This is a genomic window from Pseudomonas sp. GW821-FHT07E12, from assembly GCF_058986605.1.
This window is the reverse complement of record NZ_JBYSVX010000029.1, coordinates 30796-53246: the sequence shown is the minus strand read 5'-3', so window position 1 is coordinate 53246 and position 22451 is coordinate 30796. Positions and strand designations below refer to the sequence as shown.

19 protein-coding genes and 1 riboswitch are annotated in these 22451 nt (G+C 64.9%); of the genes, 11 read left to right on the top strand and 8 right to left on the bottom strand.

Going from position 1 to position 22451, the window contains the following annotated elements:
- Positions 1-58: 58 nt before the first annotated feature.
- The gene (locus tag AC3WJE_RS15290) at positions 59-862 is read left to right on the top strand and encodes an AadA family aminoglycoside 3''-O-nucleotidyltransferase (RefSeq protein ID WP_493731684.1); all 804 of its coding nucleotides are present in this window, start codon (positions 59-61) and stop codon (positions 860-862) included.
- A gap of 18 nt (positions 863-880) precedes the next feature.
- Here AC3WJE_RS15290 and AC3WJE_RS15285 read toward each other — a convergent pair whose 3' ends face one another.
- Positions 881-1117, bottom strand: a complete 237-nt coding sequence (locus AC3WJE_RS15285) for a glutaredoxin family protein (protein WP_493731675.1) — start codon at positions 1115-1117, stop codon at positions 881-883.
- Between the two features lie 90 nt (positions 1118-1207).
- On the opposite strand from AC3WJE_RS15285, the gene AC3WJE_RS15280 reads away from it, so the two are divergent.
- Together AC3WJE_RS15280 and AC3WJE_RS15275 are read left to right on the top strand one after the other, a co-directional pair.
- Positions 1208-2590: an L-serine ammonia-lyase gene (locus tag AC3WJE_RS15280; RefSeq protein ID WP_493731674.1), complete on the top strand. Its 1383-nt coding sequence runs from the start codon at positions 1208-1210 to the stop codon at positions 2588-2590.
- A gap of 94 nt (positions 2591-2684) precedes the next feature.
- Complete coding sequence (locus AC3WJE_RS15275) at positions 2685-3677, top strand: alpha/beta fold hydrolase (protein ID WP_493731673.1); 993 nt, start codon at positions 2685-2687, stop codon at positions 3675-3677.
- A 97-nt stretch (positions 3678-3774) separates the two neighbouring features.
- Here AC3WJE_RS15275 and AC3WJE_RS15270 read toward each other — a convergent pair whose 3' ends face one another.
- From AC3WJE_RS15270 to metX, 3 genes are read right to left on the bottom strand one after another with little or no spacing between them, the layout of a single operon-like run.
- Complete coding sequence (locus AC3WJE_RS15270; RefSeq protein WP_493731672.1) at positions 3775-4854, bottom strand: homoserine dehydrogenase family protein; 1080 nt, start codon at positions 4852-4854, stop codon at positions 3775-3777.
- Positions 4851-6065 carry an O-succinylhomoserine (thiol)-lyase gene (locus tag AC3WJE_RS15265; RefSeq protein WP_493731671.1) on the bottom strand — a complete coding sequence of 405 codons (1215 nt, stop codon included), beginning with the start codon at positions 6063-6065 and terminating at the stop codon, positions 4851-4853. Before AC3WJE_RS15265 ends, AC3WJE_RS15270 begins: the two co-directional genes overlap by 4 nt.
- Complete coding sequence (gene metX / locus AC3WJE_RS15260; RefSeq protein WP_493731670.1) at positions 6062-7087, bottom strand: homoserine O-succinyltransferase MetX; 1026 nt, start codon at positions 7085-7087, stop codon at positions 6062-6064. Before metX ends, AC3WJE_RS15265 begins: the two co-directional genes overlap by 4 nt.
- A gap of 71 nt (positions 7088-7158) precedes the next feature.
- A riboswitch (SAM riboswitch) is annotated at positions 7159-7276 on the bottom strand.
- 199 nt (positions 7277-7475) lie between these two features.
- Between metX and AC3WJE_RS15255 the strand changes: the two genes are divergently transcribed.
- From AC3WJE_RS15255 to trhA, 3 genes are all read left to right on the top strand, one after another.
- On the top strand, positions 7476-8315 hold the full coding sequence (locus tag AC3WJE_RS15255) for a M23 family metallopeptidase (protein WP_493731669.1): 840 nt from the start codon (positions 7476-7478) through the stop codon (positions 8313-8315).
- Between the two features lie 47 nt (positions 8316-8362).
- Positions 8363-9967: a peptide chain release factor 3 gene (locus AC3WJE_RS15250; protein ID WP_493731668.1), complete on the top strand. Its 1605-nt coding sequence runs from the start codon at positions 8363-8365 to the stop codon at positions 9965-9967.
- 218 nt (positions 9968-10185) lie between these two features.
- Positions 10186-10830, top strand: coding sequence for a PAQR family membrane homeostasis protein TrhA (trhA, locus tag AC3WJE_RS15245; RefSeq protein WP_493731667.1), 645 nt, complete (start codon positions 10186-10188; stop codon positions 10828-10830).
- An 88-nt stretch (positions 10831-10918) separates the two neighbouring features.
- On the opposite strand, the gene AC3WJE_RS15240 is transcribed toward trhA, so the two are convergent.
- Genes AC3WJE_RS15240 through mtgA form a run of 3 tightly spaced genes read right to left on the bottom strand, consistent with a single transcriptional unit; the run spans position 10919 to position 13057 of the window.
- Positions 10919-11350, bottom strand: coding sequence for a CBS domain-containing protein (locus tag AC3WJE_RS15240; protein WP_493731666.1), 432 nt, complete (start codon positions 11348-11350; stop codon positions 10919-10921).
- On the bottom strand, positions 11307-12329 hold the full coding sequence (locus tag AC3WJE_RS15235) for a glycosyltransferase family 2 protein (RefSeq protein WP_493731665.1): 1023 nt from the start codon (positions 12327-12329) through the stop codon (positions 11307-11309). Before AC3WJE_RS15235 ends, AC3WJE_RS15240 begins: the two co-directional genes overlap by 44 nt.
- Positions 12326-13057: a monofunctional biosynthetic peptidoglycan transglycosylase gene (mtgA, locus tag AC3WJE_RS15230; RefSeq protein ID WP_493731664.1), complete on the bottom strand. Its 732-nt coding sequence runs from the start codon at positions 13055-13057 to the stop codon at positions 12326-12328. Before mtgA ends, AC3WJE_RS15235 begins: the two co-directional genes overlap by 4 nt.
- 63 nt (positions 13058-13120) lie before the next feature.
- Here mtgA and hslO point away from each other — a divergent pair, with 63 nt between their 5' ends.
- From hslO to AC3WJE_RS15215, 3 genes are all read left to right on the top strand, one after another.
- Positions 13121-14023, top strand: a complete 903-nt coding sequence (gene hslO, locus AC3WJE_RS15225) for an Hsp33 family molecular chaperone HslO (protein ID WP_493731663.1) — start codon at positions 13121-13123, stop codon at positions 14021-14023.
- A gap of 118 nt (positions 14024-14141) precedes the next feature.
- Positions 14142-14993: an XOO1806 family protein gene (locus AC3WJE_RS15220; protein ID WP_493731662.1), complete on the top strand. Its 852-nt coding sequence runs from the start codon at positions 14142-14144 to the stop codon at positions 14991-14993.
- Positions 14994-15250: 257 nt separating this feature from the next.
- Positions 15251-18091, top strand: coding sequence for a TonB-dependent receptor plug domain-containing protein (locus tag AC3WJE_RS15215; protein ID WP_493731661.1), 2841 nt, complete (start codon positions 15251-15253; stop codon positions 18089-18091).
- 183 nt (positions 18092-18274) lie between these two features.
- Here AC3WJE_RS15215 and AC3WJE_RS15210 read toward each other — a convergent pair whose 3' ends face one another.
- Positions 18275-18889, bottom strand: a complete 615-nt coding sequence (locus tag AC3WJE_RS15210) for a TetR/AcrR family transcriptional regulator (protein ID WP_493731660.1) — start codon at positions 18887-18889, stop codon at positions 18275-18277.
- Positions 18890-19026: 137 nt separating this feature from the next.
- On the opposite strand from AC3WJE_RS15210, the gene AC3WJE_RS15205 reads away from it, so the two are divergent.
- Positions 19027-19959 carry an alpha/beta fold hydrolase gene (locus AC3WJE_RS15205; RefSeq protein WP_493731659.1) on the top strand — a complete coding sequence of 311 codons (933 nt, stop codon included), beginning with the start codon at positions 19027-19029 and terminating at the stop codon, positions 19957-19959.
- Entirely contained in the window at positions 19956-22430 is a 2475-nt protein-coding gene (locus tag AC3WJE_RS15200) for an acyl-CoA dehydrogenase (protein WP_493731658.1), read from the top strand. The genes AC3WJE_RS15205 and AC3WJE_RS15200 overlap by 4 nt, the downstream gene beginning before the upstream one ends.
- Positions 22431-22451 lie beyond the last annotated feature (21 nt).

Here is a 22451-nt window from a genome sequence, read left to right as displayed (position 1 = left end):
TTTTTTTGCCTGCTGCATGCACCAGAATCCGGCGCTCATCATCTGCACACACACCGGAATGCACCAACATCTGCCCGACGAAATCGCCCAGCAGACCACTCGCGCATGCGCCACGATCGAACGCCATCTGGGCGCCACCCTGCAGGCCATCCACCTGTTCGGCTCGGCAATGGATGGCGGCCTCAAGCCGCAAAGCGACATCGACCTGCTGGTCACCACCAGCAGCGCACCCGATGAATCCCTGCGCCGGGCGCTGCTGCTCGATCTGCTGTCCGTCTCGGCGCCGCCTGGCGATGCCACATGGCGCCCCCTGGAAGTAACCGTCCTCGCGCGCGCCGAAGTGGTGCCCTGGCGCTACCCGGCCCGGCGCGAACTGCAGTTCGGCGAATGGCTCAGGCAGGACCTGCTGGCGGGCACGTTCGAGCCGCCGATGGTCGATCACGACCTCGCGATCCTGCTGACGAAGGCGAGACAGCACAGCCTTGCCCTGTTCGGCCCGCCGGCGCCTGCCCTGTTCGAGCCCGTACCGGAGCGTGATTTCTTCCACGCCCTGGCCGACACCGTGGCGCAATGGAATTCCGCCGAGGACTGGCAAGGCGAAGAACCACACATCATGCTCGCGCTCGCCCGCATCTGGTACAGCGCTTCGACGGGACAGATCGCCCCCAAGGACAGCGCAGCCGACTGGCTGCTGGAACGCCTGCCCGGCGAGCACCAGCCCCTCCTGCGCGAGGCCCGCGATGGCTATCGCGGCATCGTCGCGGGCGACCTGCAACCTGATGCCGAACGCACCGCAGCCTTCATCCACTTCGCCAAGGCCCACATCACGCGATTGCTCGACGTGCCGGGCAACCGGCATTGATCGGCAGATCGCGCGGGCTCATCCGCTCACGGTGGAGTCGAGCCAGCTTCGCAACCGCGTCGCATCGAATGGCCAGTCCAGTTCCCGTCCGTTCATGTCGGCCAGCACCGGCACGCGCGTGCCGTAGCGCGCTTCCAGCGCCGCGTCGTCATCAATGAATACGCTGGCGAAATCGCCGGCACGGGCCTGCGCCAGCACCGTGATGGCGATGTCGCACAGATGGCAGTCGTCGCGTTGATACAGGGTCAGTGACATCGTGCGGGCGTCGGATGCTGCAATGCAGGCCGTGTCGGTAACGGCGGGCCCGTAGAATAGTCCGATTCGCCTCCTCACCCTTCGGCAAGCATGGCTGTCAGTACGTTCGACCTGTTCAAGATCGGCATCGGTCCGAGTTCCTCCCATACCGTGGGCCCGATGCGCGCGGCCGAACGTTTCATCCATCGCTGGCTGCTCGACCCCGGCCGCCTGCAGGACGTGGTGCGCGTGCGCTCCGAGGTGTTCGGCTCACTGGCCCTGACCGGGCGCGGCCACGGCACCGACAAGGCGATCCTGCTTGGCCTGGAAGGCCACCGCCCCAACCTGATCGATCCGGACATCATCCCGGCGACGCTGCAGCGCATCCGCACCGACAAGCGCATCCAGTTGATGGGGACGCACGAGATCGCCTTCGAGGAGAAGCGCGACCTGCTGATGAACAAGCGCCAGAAGCTGCCGTACCACACCAACGGCATGCGCTTCACCGCTTACGGCGCCGATGAGGAAGTGATCGCCACGCGCGACTACTACTCGGTCGGCGGCGGCTTCGTGGTCAATGCCGACGACGCGGCGGACGACCGCATCGTGCCCGACGCCACCCCGCTGCCGTATCCGTTCAACAGCGGTGACGAACTGCTGGCGCAGTGTGCACGCAGCGGCCTCAGCATCGCCACGCTGATGTTCGAAAACGAGAAGTGCTGGCGCAGCGAGGACGAGATCCGCGCTGGCCTGCGCGAACTCTGGGACGCGATGCAGAGCTGCGTGGCGCGCGGCATCCGCGAGGAAGGCACCTTGCCTGGCGGACTGCACGTGACGCGCCGCGCGCCGGCGCTGTACCGCGAACTGTCGTCCAAGCCAGAAGCGGCGATGCGCGACCCGCTGACCACGCTCGACTGGGTCAACCTGTACGCACTCGCCGTCAACGAGGAAAACGCCGCCGGCGGACGCGTGGTCACCGCACCGACCAATGGCGCGGCCGGCATCATCCCTTCGGTGCTGCACTACTTCGACCGCTTCTGCCCCGGCGCCAGCGAGCAGCGCGTGTTCGACTTCCTGCTGACCGCCGCCGCCATCGGCATCCTCTACAAGGAAAACGCCTCGATCTCCGGTGCCGAAGTCGGCTGCCAGGGCGAGGTCGGCGTGGCCTGCTCGATGGCCGCCGCCGGCCTGGTCGCCGCGCTCGGCGGCAATCCCGGCCAGGTGGAGAACGCCGCTGAGATCGGCATGGAACACAACCTCGGCCTGACCTGCGACCCGATCGGCGGGCTGGTGCAGATCCCCTGCATCGAGCGCAACGCGATGGGCGCGGTGAAGGCGATCAACGCCTCGCGCATGGCGATGCGCGGCGACGGCAAGCACAAGGTCTCGCTCGACAAGGTCATCAAGACCATGCGCGACACCGGCCGCGACATGCAGGACAAGTACAAGGAAACCAGCCGCGGCGGCCTGGCGGTGAACGTCATCGAGTGCTGATCCTGCCGGCGGCGTGCACGCATGTGAGCGTGCCGTCGTCGCGGCGCGCTGCCCGGATCGTTTAGATTCGGACATCCCCGTCACGGTGGCCCCGATGAAATCCCTGCTTCCGGCCCTGCTGCTCGCCGCAGCCTTCTCCAGCCACGCCGCCGACAACGCCTATGGCCAGCGCCTGGAAGGCTTCGACTACCCGTATCCGCCGCATGTCTACGCATTCCGCTCGCAAGGGCAGGCGCTGGAAATGGCCTACCTCGACGTCCCCGCCGCCGGCCCGCCGAACGGACGCACCGCACTGCTGCTGCACGGCAAGAACTTCTGCGCGGGAACCTGGCAGCACACCATCGAGGCGCTCAGCCAGGCCGGTTATCGGGTGATCGCACCGGACCAGATCGGCTTCTGCAAATCCAGCAAGCCGGCCAGCTATCAGTTTTCACTGGCGCAACTGGCGGCGAACACCCATGCCTTGCTGGAACAGCTCGGCATCACCCAGAGCATCGTGGTCGGTCACTCGATGGGCGGCATGCTCGCGATCCGCTATGCACTGACCTATCCGCAAGCCACCGAGCACCTCGCGCTGGTCAACCCGCTCGGACTGGAAGACTGGAAAGCCCTCGGTGTGCCCTGGCAGGACATCGACGCGTGGTACGCCGGCGAACTCAAGACTGATTTCGACAGCATCAAGCGCTACCAGCTTGCGACCTACTACGCCGGCGAATGGAAGCCCGAGTTCGAGCACTGGGCACGCATGCAGGCCGGCATGTACGCCGGCCCGGGCAAGCAGGCAGTGGCCTGGGACCAGGCGCTGACCTACGACATGATCTTCAACCAGCCGGTGGTCTACGAACTGCCGCAGCTGCGCGTGCCCACCACGCTCTTCATCGGCCAGAAGGACAACACCGCGATCGGCAAGGCGCTGGCCTCACCCGAGGTGAAAGCCAAGCTCGGCAACTACCCGGCACTAGGCAAGCGCGCCGCCGCTGCGATCCCCGGCGCAACGCTGGTCGAATTCGCAGAACTTGGACATTCCCCGCAAGTACAAGACCCAGTCCGCTTCAACGCCGCGTTGTTGAAGGCATTGGATCACTGACGACACCTTTCCCTGTAGGAGCGGCTTCAGCCGCGATGGGGCTTTACTGAGAAAGCCCCATCGCGGCTAAAGCCGCTCCTACAAGACGCCAACGCTGTCAGCCGACAATCACCTGCAACACGTCATCCAGCAACGCCGCCGCGGTCACTTCCGCGCCCGCACCCGGCCCCTGTACCACCAGCGGCTGCACGTCATAGCGATCGCTGTAGATCGCCACGCGATTGTCGGTACCGCCACCGCCGCACAACGGATGATCGACCGGCAACTCCTGCAAGCCGACACTGGCCTGCCCGTCCTCGAAGCGTCCCAGGAAGCGCAGTCGCGCACCGTTGCGATGGGCCTGCCCGAAACGCGCGGCCAGCGGCTCGTCCAGTTCACCCAACGCCGCATCCAGTTCCGCCAGCGGCAACCGCGCCAACGATGCCGGCACCAGCGAGGCCACCTGCACATCGTCCGATTGCAAGGTCATCCCCGCCGCACGCGCCAGGATCAGCAGCTTGCGGCGCACGTCCTCACCGGACAGATCGATACGCGGATCCGGCTCGGTGTAACCGGCCTCGCGCGCCTGCCGCACGAACCCAGAGAACGGCCGCATGCCGTCGTAGTGATTGAACAGCCACGCCAGCGAACCGGACAGCACGCCTTCCACACGATGGATGTGATCGCCACCGGCCACCAGCGCTCGCAGACTGCGTAGCAGCGGCAACCCCGCACCGACCGTGGCGGCGTCGCCATAGCGCGCACCGGACTCGGCACGCGCCCGCGTGATCGCCTGCGCACGCACCAGCGCCGCACCGTTGCCGAGTTTGTTGGCGGTGACCACGTGCACACCGCGCGCAAGCCAGTCCACATGCCAGCCGGCGACCGCATCGCTGGCGGTAGCATCGACCACGATGTCGCCGGCATGCAGCGCCTCGCCTTCCGCCCACGGCGGCAGACCGCTCTCGTCCAGCCGTGCCGGTGCGTTGCGCGCCTGCAGCAGCGCATACCCGGTGTCTTCATCGCAAAGCTGCAGCGCGCGCGAGTTCGCCAGCCATGCCAGCGGCGGCAGGGTCAGGCCGCGCGAACGCAAGCGTTCGTAGCGGGCCACGAACGCAGTCCCGACCACGCCGGTACCGAGCAATGCCAAACGCCGCCTCGGCGCCGCCGCTGAGGCCAGTCGTACGACCGAACTCATGCGTCGGCGAGCTTGCGTTTGGACTCGCCCACCGCTGCCTCGGCGCGTGCCAGGCCGGCGCGCAGATCGGCCACCAGATCTTCAGCGGACTCGATGCCGACCGACAGCCGCAGCAGGCCATCGGAGATACCGGCCTTGGCACGTGCTTCCGCCGTCATCGCCGCATGCGTCATCGTCGCCGGGTGCGCGACCAGGCTTTCAACGCCACCGAGCGACTCGGCCAGGGTGAAGTAGCGCAGGCCCTCGACGAACGCGCGCACCGCCGTCTCGCCGCCGTCCAGCTCGAACGAGATCATCGCGCCAAAGCCGCGCTGCTGACGCGCCGCCAGCAAATGGCCAGGATGCGTGGGCAGCCCGGGGTAGTACACCTTCGGTACCACGCTGTGGCCGTCGAGCAGCGACACCACCGCGTGCGCGTTCTCCTGGTGTACGCGCAGGCGCGCATCCAGCGTGCGCAGGCCGCGCAGGGTCAGGAACGCATCGAACGGCGAGCCGGTCAGGCCCAGCGCATTCGCCCACCACACCAGTTGCTGATGCACTTCGGCATCACGCGCGATCACCGCACCGCCGACCACATCGCTGTGACCGTTGACGTACTTGGTGGTGGAGTGGATCACCAGATCGGCGCCGAACTCGATCGGGCGCTGCAGTGCCGGCGACAGGAACGTGTTGTCGACCACCGCCAGCGCGCCGATCTTGTGCGCGGCCTCGATGACCAGCCGCAGATCGGTGATGCGCAGCAACGGGTTGGAGGGAGTCTCGATCAACACCAGCTTCGGCGACTGCGCCAGCGCCTCGCCCAGCGATACCGGGTTGGTCAGATCGGCAGTGATCAGCTCGAAGTGGCCCTTGTTGGCCAGCGCGTTGAACAAGCGCCAGCTGCCGCCGTACGCATCGTGCGGCACCACCAGCTTGTCGCCCGGCTGCAGCAGCGCATTGAGCACCAGATTGATCGCACCCATGCCGGTCGAGGTCACCACGCCGCCAGCGCCGCCTTCCAGCTGCGCCAGCGCCTCGCCGAGCAGATCGCGGGTCGGATTGCCGCTGCGGGTGTAGTCGTACTCGCGCTTGTTGCCGAAACCGTCGAAGGAGAAATTCGACGACAACACGATCGGCGGTGTCACCGCGCCATAAGCGGTATCGCGATCGATACCGGCGCGCACGGCGCCGGTGGCCAAGCTACAGGGGATGTCGGTGTTGTGGAAGCTCATGCGTTGTCTCCGGTAGCGCGAAAGGTGGTGGCGAGAATCGCGTCGATGCGATCGGTTTCTTTGAGAAAGGCGTCATGGCCGTAGGGCGAACGCAGCACGCGCAGGCTGCCGCGCGGGCCCAGGCCTTCGACCAGCGCGACCATGTCCGACAGCGGCACCAGCCGGTCGCCCTCGACCGCGACCGCAACGGTCGGCACGCTGACGGCGGCAGGATCGATGCGATGCAGATCGATGGATTCGGACAGGCGCAGGTAGGCATTGACCTGGGTGCGCGCGACGTACTGCGCGCCGGCCGCATCGAGATAGTCCTCGGCGGCCACGCGCACGCGGCCGTTGATCACTTCCGGCGCGGCGTCGAAACGCTCACCGAATTCCTCAGGCGTGCGATAGCTGAGCATCGCGAACTGGCGCGCCAGCGACAGCCCGTGGCTCTCGGCACATTGCAGTTGCCCCAGCGCGACCGCGCGACGCTGCAGCGCGCGCCAGGCCGCCGCGTACGGATGTGCACGATGCGCGCCGCTGACCGCGACCAGCTTCTGCACCCGCGCCGGATGCCGGATCGCGAACTGCAGGCCCACCAGCGCGCCGTAGGAATAGCCGACGTAGCCTTGCAGTTGCTGGATGCCGAGCGCATCGAGCAGCACCGCGATCGCATCGGCCTGATCGGCAGTGTCGATCGGCGCATCGAGCAGCCCGTCGGCACCGAGGAAATCGAAGGACAGGATCCGGCGCCGGGCCGGATCCAGCGTGCGGCCGGCGTCCAGCAGTCCTTCCGCCCAGCCCTTCTCCGGGAACAGCGCACCGGAGGTGACATGGCGGTGCGCGGAGATACCGCCCGCCACGAACACCACCGGCGCCTCGGCCGCGCCGACCAGCTCATAGCGCAACACCACGCTGCGCAGGCCGGCATGACGCATCGGCAGCGCCGCCACCACCTCGCCACGCACGGCAATACGCCCCTCGTCATCGGCGACGGGCGTGTAGACATAGGCAGTGCTGGGTGCGGCGTGGGCGAGGCTCATGGCGGTATTCCTGGGGGAAAACGGCCATCGAGCTTCGCGGAGCTCGCGTTCGACCTGCGGAAGGCAAGTACGAACCATCTTTTCGGCGGACGCTGGGTCCCCGCAGGATTTGGCACCGACCACGCAGCTTGCGCTGCGCTGGTTGCCCCGGCATCAAAGGGCCTGTCCCTCCGCCGGTCTCGATGGTCCAGCTACGATGCCACCGCCCCAAAGGCCTGTCAATCGCTTTATTCGGATGGAGAGATATGATTTCAGCGGATACCGATCCGCCGGCCATAATCGGCCTCCTGTTCAGCCGATCCCGCCCGTGCCGCGACGCCCCCATTACCCCTCTTTCGCCGCGGCATTGCTGGCGTGTGCCCCACTTCTCGCAACCGCGCAGCGGCTGATGGACTGGCGTGAACGGACCGTGCCCCCGCCGGCCACCGTCCCGGCCCACGCCAACGCACCGGCCCCACAACCCTGGCTGCAAGTGGAGGACCACGGCGAAATCCAACAGGTCTGGCTGGCCAACCCACTCGGCGGCCCAGCCCAGGTCCGCCTGCACGACCAGGGCGGCGACGGATTCCGCGCCGTGCCGGCCTTGCCAGTGACCCTGGAATTGAAAGCCGGAGAGCGGCGACTCGCGACGCGCATCTACCCGCTACAACCCGGCAGCAAGCCCCTGCTGGGCCTGAACGTCGACGCCATCCCCGGCTCGCCGCGCGGCCATGCCGACGATGTCGTCTACCAGTTGCCCTTCGCCAGCACGCCCGTACGCATCGACCAGGGATTCGGAGGCAGCTTCAGCCACACCGATCCCGCCAATCACTACGCGCTGGATTTCGCCCTGCCCGAGCGTACCCCGGTGCTGGCCGCACGCGACGGCGTAGTGATGGAAGTGCGCGACGATTTCCGCGAAGCCGGACGCGACCCCGCGCAGTTCGGCAACGGCGCCAACCTCGTCCGCATCCTCCACGCCGACGGCAGCATGGCCATCTACGCCCACCTCGCCCCCGGCGGCATCGTCGTGCGGATCGGCCAGACCGTGCGCACCGGCGACCGCCTCGGTCTGTCCGGCAACACCGGCCTGAGCACCGGTCCGCACCTGCATTTCGCCGTGCAGCTCAACCGCAGCACGAAGCTGGTCTCGGTCCCGTTCCGGATGGCCGGCCCGCTCGGCGAACTGCGCTTCGCGCATCCGGCAGAGACAGCGACCGGAACGGCGCAACCGGGAAGCCCGCTATAATCGCGGACTTCCCTTTCCGCTCCAGTGCCCGGCCGGGCGCATTTTCCATGTCCGAAGTCGCCACCGAAGCCGCGCGCCGCCGCACCTTCGCCATCATTTCCCATCCCGACGCAGGCAAGACCACGCTGACCGAAAAGCTGTTGCTGTTCGGCGGCGCGATCCAGATGGCCGGCTCGGTCAAGGGCCGCAAGGCTGCGCGCCACGCCACCTCCGACTGGATGGCGCTGGAGAAGGAGCGCGGGATCTCGGTCACCTCCTCGGTGATGCAGTTCCCGTACGAGGGCAAGATCATCAACCTGCTCGACACCCCCGGCCACGCCGACTTCGGCGAGGACACCTACCGCGTGCTGACCGCGGTGGACTCGGCACTGATGGTGATCGACGTGGCCAAGGGCGTGGAGGAGCGCACCATCAAGCTGATGGAGGTGTGCCGCCTGCGCGACACCCCGATCATGACCTTCATCAACAAGCTCGATCGCGAGGGCAAGGACCCGATCGATCTGCTCGACGAAGTGGAAAGCGTGCTCGGCATCCAGTGCGCGCCGGTGACCTGGCCGATCGGCATGGGCCAGCGCCTGAAGGGCGTGGTGCATCTGGTGACCGGCGAGGTCCACCTGTACGAACCCGGCCGTAACTTCACCCGCCAGGATTCGACCATCTTCCCGTCGATCGATGCCCCCGGCCTGGCCGAGAAGATCGGAGAGAAGATGCTCGCCGATCTGCGCGATGAACTGGAACTGGTGCAAGGCGCCAGCCATCCGTTCGACAAGCAGGCCTACCTGGACGGCAAACAGACCCCGGTGTTCTTCGGTTCGGGCGTCAACAACTTCGGCGTGCAGCCGCTGCTGGATTTCTTCGCCGAGCACGCGCCCTCGCCGCAGCAGCGCGCCACCACCGGCCGCGTGGTGCAGCCGACCGAAGAGAAGCTGACCGGCTTCGTCTTCAAGATCCAGGCCAACATGGACCCGCAGCATCGCGACCGCGTCGCCTTCATGCGGGTGTGCTCGGGCCGCTTCAGCGCCGGCATGAAGACCTTGCACGTGCGCAGCGGCAAGGAAGTGAAGCTGGCCAACGCGCTGACCTTCATGGCCTCCGACCGCGAAATCGCCGCCGAGGCGTATCCGGGCGACGTGATCGGCATCCACAACCACGGCACCATCTCGATCGGCGACACCTTCACCGAGGGTGAGGCGCTGTCGTTCACCGGCATCCCCAACTTCGCCCCGGAACTGTTCCGGCGCGCGCGCCTGCGCGATCCGCTCAAGCTCAAGCAGTTGCAGAAGGGCCTGGCGCAGCTGTCCGAAGAAGGCGCTACCCAGTTCTTCCGCCCGCTGATGAGCAACGACCTGATTCTCGGCGCGGTCGGCGTGCTGCAGTTTGACGTGGTCGCCTACCGGTTGAAGGACGAGTACGGCGTGGACGCGGCGTTCGAGCCGGTCGGTGTCGTCACTGCACGCTGGGTGCATTGCGATGATGCGAAGAAGCTGGAGGAGTTCCGCGAGAAGAACGCGATGAACCTGTCCCTGGACGCTGCCGGCGAACTGGTCTACCTGGCACCGACCCGGGTCAACCTGCAACTGGCTCAGGAACGTGCGCCCGGCGTGCGTTTCTCGGCCACTCGCGAGCACGCCCACAGCGTGGCGATCGACTAAGGCCTTGTAAGCGGAGCTTGTGCTTGCATCCCTTTTCGAGGCTACGCTGAGGCTCCTCCGGAACATACGGCTCTACACTGAAGCGGCAATACCCTCTTCGCAACACACCAATACGCACGCACCAAATCACCGCACCGCCTGAACCGCCACGTGCGCGACATCCCGGAAATGACAGCGCCGGCAATGCGAATGTCTCGCGATTGGGGTACCTTGCCCACATGACCGCCGAAGCCCGCCCCTCCACCGACTTCCGCGACGAGCTGGCCAGCGCCCTCACCCACGGCCTGGGTGCGATCGCCGCCTTGGCCGGCGGTGCGGTGCTGATCACCTTGGCGGCCATCTACGGCGACGTCTGGCAGCTGACCACGTCCATTGTGTTCAGCGCCACCCTGTTGCTGCTGTACGTGGCCTCCACGCTCTACCACGCCGTTCCGCACCCGGGCGTCAAGGCGCGGCTGCAGGTCTTCGACCACTGCTGCATCTACCTGCTTATCGCTGGCACCTACACACCATTCACCCTGATCAACCTGCGCGGTGCCTGGGGCTGGAGCCTGTTCGCGGCCATCTGGACGATCGCGGCGGCAGGCGTGGTGTTCAAGCTGTTCTTCACCGGGCGCTTCCGCCGCCTGTCCACCTTCATCTACATCGCGATGGGCTGGTTGATCGTGGTGGCCATCGAGCCGCTGCTGCGCTCGGTGGATGCCTGGAGCCTGAGCTGGCTGCTCGCCGGCGGCCTGTTCTACACACTCGGCACCTGGTTCTATCAGCGCGACTCGATCCGCTACTTCCACGCGATCTGGCACCTGTTCGTGCTCGCCGGCAGCGTCTGCCACTTCGTCGCCGTCACCGCACAGGTGCTGTGACCGCCTCCTGTGGGAGGGGCTTCAGCCCCGACGCTTTCCAGGAAGACCCCGTCGGGGCTGAAGCCCCTCCCACAGGCAGCTCCACGCATCAACTGGCGATATAGCGCTGCAACTGATCGATATCGCGACGCTGCTCCTCGATCACCGCCTTGACCAGATCGCCGATCGAGACCACGCCGACCACGCGATCGCCTTCCATGACCGGCAAATGCCGGATCCGCCGCTCGGTCATGACCTGCATGCAGTGCTCCACACTTTCGGCAGGCGCCACCGTGACCACATGCGCGGTCATGATTTCACCGACCTGTGTCGTGGCCGAAGAGCGATCGCGGAGCACCACCTTGCGGGCGTAGTCACGCTCGGAAAGGATCCCGACCAGGCGCTCGCCACGCATCACCAGCACCGCGCCGATGCCCTTCTCCGCCATCAGGCGGATCGCATCGATGACTGCGGCCTCGATTCCCACCGCGAAGACCTCAGCGGTCTTCTTCCTTCCCAACAGTTGCCGAACCGTTTGCATGGCCTGCTCCGTCGCTGGACTGGTGGCCGGAGGATACTCCCGCCGCCCCGGCACGGGCGTCGACGAAGTACAACGGCCGATGCTTGGCCTCGTCATAGAGCCGCCCCAGGTACTCGCCGATCATGCCCAGCGCCACCAGTTGCACGCCGCCCAACAACAGGATCACCGCCATCATCGTCGGCCAGCCGGCCACCGGATCGCCCAACAACGCCGCCTTGACCACCACCCACACGCTGAATACCAGCGCGAACGCGGCCGTCAGCAATCCCAGATAAGTGGCCGCACGCAGCGGCGCGGTGGAAAAACTGGTGATGCCTTCCAGCGCGAAGTTCCACAGCTTCCACAACGTGAACTTGCTGCGTCCCGACAACCGCGGCGCACGACGGTAAGGCACCGACAGCTGCCGGAAGCCCACCCAACCGAACAAGCCCTTCATGAACCGGTTGTGCTCGCGCAGTTGCCGCAACGCCGCCAGCGCACGTGGCGAAAGCAGCCGGAAATCACCGGTATCGGCCGGGATCGGCGTATGCGACAGGCGACCGATCACACGATAGAAACTCGCCGCCGCAGCCCGCTTCAACCAGCCATCGCCATCGCGCTGGATGCGGGTGCCGAACACGTTGTCGTAGCCGGCACGCCAATGTGCGACGAACTGCGGGATCAGCTCCGGTGGATCCTGCCCATCCGCATCCAGCAGCACCACCGCGCCATCCTCGACATTGTCCAGCCCGGCCGTGATCGCAGCCTCCTTGCCGAAATTGCGCGACAACCGGATCGCACCTGCCTCCGGATCGGTCTGCAGCAGCGTTTCCAGCACTTCCCAGGTCCGGTCGGAGCTGCCGTCATCGATGTACAGCACACGTGCCTGCAACTCCGGCAGCGTGTCGAGCACAGCGCGCAGCCGAGGATGCAACAGCGGCAGCGCCGTCGCCTCGTTATAGGCCGCAATCACCACGGTCAAACGCTGCGACGCGCTCATTCCGCCCCCAAGTAAGCAGGGCCACCCAACTGCCCGGCCTGGCGCTGGATCCAGGCGGCGCGACGCTGTACGTAAGCCCCCGGATTGCGCGCATCGTAGCGGCGCGGCGACGGCAACACCGCCGCCAGCCGCGCCGATTGCGCCGGCGTCAGCTGGTCGGCATTCCTGCCCCAGAAGACCACGGCTGCCGCCTGCGCACCGTAAATGCCATCACCGAATTCGGCGATGTTCGCGTACATCTCGATGATCCGCCGCTTCGGCCACAACGCCTCGATCAACACCGTGTACCAGGCCTCCAGCCCCTTGCGGACCCAGCCCCGCCCCTGCCACAGGAACAGGTTCTTCGACACCTGCTGGCTGATCGTGCTGGCACCACGCAGGCGGCCACCACGCGCATTGTGATCACGCGCCTTCTCGATCGCCTGCAGGTCGAAGCCGTCATGCAGCGGGAAGCGCTGATCTTCCGCGGCAACCAGCGAGATCGGCAGACTCGGCGCCATCCGGTCCAGGTCGCGCCATTCGTGGCGCAACCGGAATTTCCAGTCGCCCTCGCCCAACGCCTCCGCGCAGCGCCAGACCATCACCATGCTCACCGGCGGATCGATGAAGCGCAGCACCAGCACCTGCATGAAACTGGCGGCAGCAAACAGCAGCGGCAAGGCCAGCAGCCAGCGCCCCCAGCGGCGGCGAGGCCGCACCGTCTTGTGATCCCGCCGATCTGCCCCCATCGTTTTGCCACCCTCAATACATGACATAGCCTGTCCGCATTATCCGGCAACAGGAACCCGCGCATGCCTGCCAACGAAACCCACGAAGACAATCTGATCCGCTTCCTGTTGCCCGCTGCCGGCGTGCGCGGCGTCCATGTTCGCCTCAGCCACACCTGGCACGACATCACCCAGCACGCCACCTATCCGCCGCAGGCCAAGGCCCTGCTCGGCCAGGCCTGCGCGGCGGCGGCGCTGTTCACCGGTCACACCAAAGTGGACGGGCGCCTGTCGATCCAGTTGCGCGGCGAACACGGCCTGCGCACCCTGTTCGCCGAGTGCACGGCCGCCGGCACCCTGCGTGGTATCGCCCGCCTGGAAGACGGCATGGATGCTCCTGACGACCTGACCCAACTGGGCGAGCCTTCGGTCCTGGCCATCACCATCGAGAATCCCGGCCTGGATCCGCGCGAACCGCAGCGCTACCAGAGCCTGGTGTCGTTGGATGCGCCATTGCTGGACGAAGCCTTCGAGGCCTACTTCCGCCAGTCCGAGCAGCTCCCCACCCGCCTGTTGCTGGCTGCCGACCGCGACCACGTCGCTGGCCTGCTGCTGCAGAAGCTCCCCGGCGACGAAGGCGACAACGACGGCTGGACCCGCAGCGGAGCTCTGTTCGACACCCTGGAGACCCCCGAACTGCTGGCCACCCAGGGCCCCGACCTGTTGCACCGGCTGTTCCACGAGGAAAAACCCGAGCTGCTCGGCGAGAAAGCGCTGCGCTTCGCCTGTTCATGTTCGCGGGAGCGGGTGGCGACCATGCTGCAGTCCCTGGGCGAGGAAGAAGCCAGGGCGGCGGCCGAGCCGACCGGTGCGGTCGAGGTCCGTTGCGAATTCTGCGGACGCGAGTATCACTTCCCTTTGACTGAATTGCCTATATTGTTCGCTGAGCGGCCGGTACAAGCGCCCGCCTCCGAAAGGCTCCAATAGCCGTAACAGTTTGAGTTCTGGGGAGAACTGAGACTTGTTAAAAAATCATAAATCACCTAGTATCTTCACCCCGCCTTCCCGGGAACTTAACACCTGCCCTTGGGTCTGACTGTTCGTCATGAAAGCCTTCCTGCGACTGCCGTTTGCCCTGTGTGCCGCACTTGCGGTGGCAACGGGCGCGCATGCGCAGAGCACGGCATCAAGCAGCACGGTATTGCCGGTCTGGAACCAGGGCAGCGGCAAGGTCGAGGCACTTCTCTACCTTGAACCCACCGGCGAGCAGAAGGCGGGGGCGCGCTGGCATTTCGGCCGCAACTCGCTGGATGCGGCGTTCGGCCTGTCCTCGGGCGACTCGCTCGGCCTGCTGTGCAACAGCAGCCGCGGCACCAGCATCAGCGGACTGGCCAGCCATTGCCTGCTCGCCAGCCTGGGCGACGATGACGACGTGACCAGCAAGCACGCCTCGGCAACGGTCGGCTTCAACCGCGGCGGCACCCGCGTGGGCGTCAGCCTGGGCAACGGCCGCGACAACCTCCCGGGCTGGCTGACCGCCGGCACCAAGGCAGCGCCTGTTCGAATGGAGCAGAACGACCTGACGGTGTTCGGACAGAAGAACATCGGCCAGGAAGGATTCGTATCGATCGGCGGCACCTACGCACGTGCCCGCCTGGTTCCACTGACCGAAGCCGCTCCCGGCATGGTCGACCAATGGGACAGCAAGACCCTGAGCATCGGCGGCGGCTACGGCGCCTTTAGCGCCAACATCATCGGCCGCGTCGTCGACGTTCCCGGCCAACCGGAAAAATGGCAAGGCCTCGGCCTCGGCCTGACCTGGCGCATGCCCTGGAGCGGACAACTCACCGTCGGCGCGGAAAACATCGTGACCCGCGGCAAGAACCCGTTCGCTCCCAACAACGAAAGCAACAGCGACAGCACGGTCCCATACGTTCGCTACGAACAGGATCTGTAGTTCCGGCATCCGCCCCACATAGCTAAAAATCATAAAAGCGCTGTCCGACCGGGCAGCGCTTTTTTGTGCCTCAGGGCTTGATAGCCCAACTGGACGCAGGGTTTTCACCTGTTCCTAGCCAATTGTTAACGGGACTTTAATTCTCTGCAGAACGCAGATACCATCGGTTCACCCTGACGGTTTTGGCTTCGCTCTTTCGAAGCTGCCCTCAGGCAATCCCTTGGTAGTACCCAAGATCTCACTTGGAGAGAGAGCTAATGAATTGCAAGACCAACAAACTGCGTGATGCAGTTGTGTTCGCACTTGTCGTGGGCGCGGCCGGCACCGGCACCGCATTCGCCCAGGACTCCGGCTCCAGCAACCCGACCAATCTCGACCGCATCGAAGTCACCGGCTCGCGCATTCGCAGCTCGGAGATGGAAACCCAGCAACCGATCATTTCTCTGGATCGCCAAACTCTGGAGAAGCAGGGCTTCACCTCGGTTGCAGATGTGCTGCAGAACTTGACGTCTGCTGGCTCTCCCGCCATTTCTCGCGCACAGGCACTGGCATCCGGCGAGAATGTGGGCGGCTACTACATCGACATCCGGAATCTCGGCGCCCCCCGCACACTGGTGCTGATGAATGGCAAGCGTCTTGGTGCCACTACCGCTGGCTACCAGGACCTGAGCCAGATTCCGTTCTCGGCAATTGAACGCATCGACATCCTCAAGGATGGTGCTTCTTCGATCTATGGCTCCGACGCCATTGCGGGCGTGGTCAACATCATCACTCGCAAGCGCTTCGATGGCGCCGAAGCTGGTGTCTACTTCGGTCAGTACAGCGAGGGCGACGGTGATACCTCGCAATATCACTTCACCATCGGCTCGCAGGGCGAACGTGGTGGCGTAACCCTCTCCGCGGAGTACAACAAGCAAGATCCCGTCTTCGCCAAGGACCGTTGGTTCTCCAAGTATGGCAACGCCGGCCCGAACTACCCTGGATCGGGCTGGAGCCCGGTGAGCCAAAACGGCTCCTGGTTTGGGCCTTGCGGAAGCGGCGGCGCGAACGCCTGGTGCACGTTGAACAGCGGCGGCGATCCGACCAATGCAGCTGATTACCACCCGATCACCGCATCGGAGTATGCAAACTCGAACCAGCAGATGTTTCTGCAGACCGGGATTGAGCGTAAGTCGGTATATGTCAACGCCAACTACGACCTGACCGACACCATCGCCTTCAACGCAGACATACTCTATAACCAGCGCAACACCGATCAGCAGATCGCGGGCTACCCATACCAATCCGGCTCCTTCGGAACTCCGCTGGATGCGGACAGCGCCTTCAATCCCCTGGGCAGCAGGGATGTCGCGTTCCGCCGTCGCCTGTGGGAAGTACCCCGTACCACCGAGAGCGAACTGAAGACCATTCGCTTCGCACCGACGATCAGCGGCTACTTCGAGATAGGTGAAAAAACCTGGGATTGGGACGTCGGCGCCCTGTGGAACCGTAACGATACGACCAAGACGGGCCATGGTGACATGAGCCTGATCGCCGCAGAACAGGCGTTGGGGCCTTCATTCATCAATTCGAACGGTGTCGCTCAGTGCGGGACCGCAGCCAGCCCGATCGCGCTTGACTCGTGCCGCCCATGGAACCCGCTGCTGCCCTACGGCGTCGCCGGCCAGGGATCTCTGGCCGACGCGGACCTCCAGAAGTTCCTGTTCCCTTACTACACAGACACCGGCCGCACCAAGACCAATAGCTATACCGCCAACCTCTCGGGCAGCATATTGACCCTGCCTGCTGGCGACCTCGGTCTGGCCGTGGGATATGAGCATCGTGAGGAGCAAGGCCGATTTGTGCCGGACGCATTCAATCAAGCAGGTGAAAGCACCGGCTTGCCCGCGACCACTACCGAAGGCAAGTATGAGCTGGACGAGTTCTATCTTGAGCTGAACGTCCCACTCTTGGCTGACCTGCCTTTTGCCAAGGAACTGACTGTCAACATTGCCAGCCGCTACTCGGACTACAGCAACTTCGGTGACACCATCAATTCGAAGTTCGGCCTGATGTGGCGTCCGATCGAAGAACTGCTCGTTCGTGGCACCTATGCGGAAGGCTTCCGTGCACCGACCATCGACAATCTATACGGCGGCATTGGCGGCAGCTTCGAGTCCTACACCGATCCATGCGGCATAGGCGCCTCCGCAAGCGTGAATGGCAATGCTGCCTGTAGCGCTGCGGGCGTACCGCTGAACTACGTCCAGCTGGGCCAAGGCTTGGTGCCATGCACGACCTATCCGTGCCAGACACCGGATCAGTTCACCAGCGGTTCGAATCCCAACCTCGTGCCCGAAAAGTCCAAGAGCCGTACTGCCGGCCTGGTTTGGAGCCCCCGCTGGGTTCAGGGCTTGGACATCTCGCTGGATTGGTACAGCTACAAGCTCACCGATGCCATCATCTCCGACAGCGTGGATCGCATCCTGCGTGACTGCTATGTGCTTGGTAATGCCTCGCGCTGCGCGGGTATTACACGTGCTGCCGATGGTCACATCACCGGTATGTTCTTCGGCCTGGCCAACCTCGGCAAGCTGGAAACCGAAGGCTACGATCTCGGCATCAAGTACCGTCTGCCGGAGCTGGGCATTGGTCAGTTCAGTGTCGACTGGCAAACCAGCTATGTGAGCAAGTACGATTCGGCCAGCCAGAACAGCGATGGTGACGAGATCATGGTCGGCGAGGTCGGCAGCGCCGGCATCTTCCGTGTGCGCTCGAACCTCGGCATCAACTGGGAACTGGGTGACTTCGGTGTCAACTACACTGCTCGCTACTACTCGGGCATAAAGGAAAGCTGCGTCACGAACCGGCCTTGCACCGATCCTGACCACTTTGCCAATGGCGAAGCCGATCCGGTCCGCTGGACTGGTTCCAACACGTTCCATGATGTGCAGATCAGCTGGAAGGCACCGTGGAACGCGACCATTGCCTTGGGTGCAAACAATGTGTTTGCTCACAAGGCAGCCATCCAGTTCTCCGCACCTAACAGCAACTACCCGTACTACGGCGGCTTCGATATCAGCCGCTTCATCTACGCGAAGTACACCCAGCGTTTCTAAGCACTCGTTGGAAATCGCAAGCAGAAATGGCCCCGGAAACGGGGCCATTTTTTTCAGCGTAATCCGCGCAATATTCCGAGACCCGAACTATTCGCAAGCACGGCAGCGTTCGCCAAGAAGCTAGCGACGCCACATACCAACCAATCTACCGAAAGCTTGCGAAGATGAAACAGCGCACAAGCGCTATTGTTCACCCGGAATCAGAGTGTGGATCACATGCTCCACATAGGCCTCAAAATCTTCACGAGCTTGCTTGGGCTGCTGAAGCTGGATCGAAAGTTGCAGAAACCCGACATATGCAGCGTAAGCCAAGCGCGCGCGATGGCGCGCATCGGTAGATGGAAGACCAGCTTGACGAAATGAGGCGATCAAGTAATCCATCCGGCTCTGTGACACCCGATCAATGACCGGGCGCACCGCAGGGTGATCCAGCGCTTTCAGCAGTTCGCTATAGATGACGTGCGGCCTGACTTCATGCGCGACCAGTTGGAACAGCGCGCGCAGGCGTGCACGCGGGTCGGCTACTTCTTCCAGACTGCCGAACACCTGCTCCTGTTCGAACTGCTCCCAGCGCTCCAGTGCCGCCTGCAGCAGTGCATCGCGGGAGGGGAAGTGCCAGTAGAAGCTGCCCTTGGTCACGCCCAGGCGTCGGGCCAGCGGCTCGACCGCCACCGCTCCCACCCCTTGTTCTGCAATCAGGTCGAGGGCGGCCTGCGCCCAATCTTCCGCGCTGAGGCGGGAACTGCGTCCATTGCCGGGGCGTTCCTGGGTGGAACTGGAATCGGTGTCATTGCTCATCGGACGATTTAACCATACGCCCGGGTCGGTTGCAGTATGCGGGCGCTTTTCACAGCCCTGAATCCTCCCGATTCAGCGACTTACACCCCATACCCATCAGTATTGACACTCCCGACAAGCAATCCATACCATTAGGTATGGTCAACACACCTTCCACCACATTGTCTGCATCACCGAATCCGCTCGTCGGCGCCGATTCGGTACGGCTGCAGGCCAGTGCCTACGGTCCACGCCATGGCGTTCCCGTGTTGTTGGCGCATGGTTTCGGGCAGACCCACAGCGCCTGGGATTCCACCGCAGTTGCTCTGGCCGAAGCCGGCTTCCGCGCGATCGCCTATGACGCGCGTGGCCACGGCGAATCGGACTGGAACAACAAGGACACGCCCTACAGCGGCGAGCAGTTCACCGACGACCTGATCGTCATCGCTGGCGAGATGAGCGAGCCTCCCGTGTTGGTGGCGGCGTCGATGGGCGGTCTGTTCGGCCTGCTGGCCGAGGCGCGCTGGCCCGGCCTGTTCCGCGCGATGGTGCTGGTCGACATCACGCCACGCTGGGATACCACGGGCGTGGAGCGCATCCTGGCCTTCATGACGGCGCATCCGGATGGCTTCGATTCGCTGCAGGCCGCAGCGGATGCGATTTCTGCTTACCTGCCGCACCGCCCGCGCAAATCCGAGGATGGATTACGCCGGTTGCTTCACTCGGATGCACAAGGCCGTTGGCATTGGCACTGGGATCCACGCCTGATCGCCGAACTGGCCGGCGGCGATGCCGCACAGCAGCAGGCGGTGATGATCGAAGCCGCCCGGCAGGTACATTGTCCGGTCCTGTTGGTCAGCGGCGGGCGCAGCGATCTGGTGACGCCGCAGACGATTTCCGAATTCATGTCGTTGGTGCCGCACGCGCAGCATGTGCAGCTCCCCGAAGCCACCCACATGGTGGCCGGCGACGACAACACCGCGTTTACTACGGCTGTGCTGCATTATCTGGACTCGCTGCCCTCGGCAAATGCCGCGACGTCCCTCGCCACCAAGCACGCCATCGAGCACGTCACTGGAGCAAAATCATGAGCATCGTTGCGCCGTTCCTCCTCGTATTGCTGGCAGTCGGCTTCGCCGCCTACCACCGCATGCGCCTGGCCGCCTGGGTGGCCATCGCCGGAACCCTGCTGGTCGCCGGCTGGCTGCTCGGCGCCAATGCCGTCGCCACGATCGTCGCGGCCGTGCTGGTGGTGCTGGTGTCGGCGCCGGTACTGCTTCCGTTCCTGCGCAAGCCGCTGATCACCGCGCCGCTGCTCAAGGTGTTCCGCAAGGTGCTGCCGCCGTTGTCGCAGACCGAGCGCATCGCACTGGAAACCGGCTCGGTCGGCTTCGAAGGTGAGCTGTTCACCGGCGATCCGGACTGGCAGAAGCTGCTGAACTACCCCAAGCCGCAGCTGACCACTGAAGAGCAGGCCTTCCTCGATGGCCCGGTCGAAGAGCTGTGCAAGATGGTCAACGAGTGGGAGATCAACCACGTCTACGCCGACCTGCCGCCGGAGCTGTGGGACTTCATCAAGAAGAACAAGTTCTTCGGCATGATCATTCCGAAGGCCTATGGCGGCCTGGGTTTCTCCGCGCTGGCGCACCACAAGGTGATCCAGAAGCTGGCGTCGGTCAGCAGCGTGGTCAGCTCCACCGTCGGCGTGCCGAACTCGCTCGGCCCGGGTGAGCTGCTCAACCACTACGGCACGCAGGACCAGAAGGATTACTACCTGCCGCGGCTCGCGGCCGGCCAGGAAGTCCCCTGCTTCGGCCTGACCGGCCCGTTCGCCGGCTCGGATGCGACCTCGATCCCGGACTACGGCATCGTCTGCAAGGGCGAGTGGAATGGCGCCAACGTGCTCGGCGTCAAGCTCACCTTCGACAAGCGCTACATCACGCTGGCGCCGGTGGCGACGATCATTGGCCTGGCCTTCCGCATGTACGACCCGGACGGCCTGATCGGCGACACCAAGGATATCGGCATCACCCTGGCGCTGTTGCCGCGTGAGACCGCAGGCGTGGAGATCGGTCGCCGCCACTTCCCGCTGAACTCGCCGTTCCAGAACGGCCCGATCCATGGCCGCGAGGTGTTCATCCCGCTGAGTCAGTTGATCGGCGGCGTGGACATGGTCGGCAAGGGCTGGAACATGCTCAACGAGTGCCTGGCCGTCGGCCGTTCGATCACCCTGCCCTCCACCTCCAGCGGCGGCGTCAAGTTCGGCGCGGTGGTGACCGGCTCCTATGCGCGCATCCGCAAGCAGTTCGGCCTGTCGGTCGGCCGCTTCGAAGGCGTCGAGGAAGCGCTGGCGCGCATCGGCGGCAAGGCCTATGTGGTCAGCGCGCTGTCGCAGGCGACTGCGGCGGCGGTGGATCGCGGCGATGTGCCGTCGGTGCCGTCGGCGATCGCCAAGTATCACTGCACCGCGATGGCCCGCGAGGTCGTCGGCGACGTGATGGACGTGATCGGCGGCAAGGGCATCATCCTCGGCCCGCGCAACTTCGCCGGCCGCGCCTGGCAGGCCTCGCCGATCGGCATCACCGTCGAAGGCGCCAACATCATGACCCGCAGCCTGCTGATCTTCGGCCAGGGCGCGATCCTGTGCCATCCGTGGGTGATGAAGGAAATGAAGGCCGCCCAGGACAGCGACAGCGCGCGTGGTCTGGAGGATTTCGACCAGAGCCTGTTCGGCCACATCCGCTTCGGCATCTCCAATGCGGTGCGTTCGTTCTGGTTCGGCCTGACCGGTGCGCGCATTGGCTCGGCCCCGGGCGACGACTACACCCGCCGCTACTTCCGCAAGCTCGATCGCTACTCGGCCAACCTGGCGCTGATGGCCGACGTGTCGATGATGATGTTGGGCGGCAAGTTGAAGTTCAAGGAATCGCTGTCCGGCCGCCTGGGCGACGTGCTGAGCCACATCTACATGACCAGCGCGATGCTCAAGCGCTACCACGACGAGGGCGCGCCGCAGGCCGAGCAGCCGCTGCTGGCGTGGGCCTTCCACAACAGCGTGCACAAAATCGAAGAGGCGCTGTCGGCGGCGCTGCGCAACTTCCCGATCCGTCCGGTCGGCTGGCTGATGTGGGCGCTGATCTTCCCGCTGGGTCGTCGTGCCGAGGCTCCGGGCGACCGCCTGTCGCGTCGCGTCGCCGCGCTGCTGATGGCACCCAACGATGCCCGCGACAGCCTCGCCCGTGGCGTGTTCCTGACCCCGTGCGAGAACAACCCGGGCGGTCGCATCGCCAGCTATCTGGCCAAGGCGGTTGCCGCCGAGCCAGTGGAGCGCAAGTTCCTCAAGGCGCTGAAGTCCAAGGGCATCGAGGCGCTGGACTTCCCCGCTCAGTTGGACGAGGCGGTGGCCGAGGGCGTGATCACCGGCGAGGAGCGCAAGCTGCTGGAAGAACTGCGCGAACTCACGATGGACACCATCACCGTCGACGACTTCGATCCGCACGAACTGCGCTCGGCCAGCTACTACGATCGTCATCAGCCGAACCCGTCGCGCGAAGCGGCCTGATCGGCGAACACCAGAACGGCG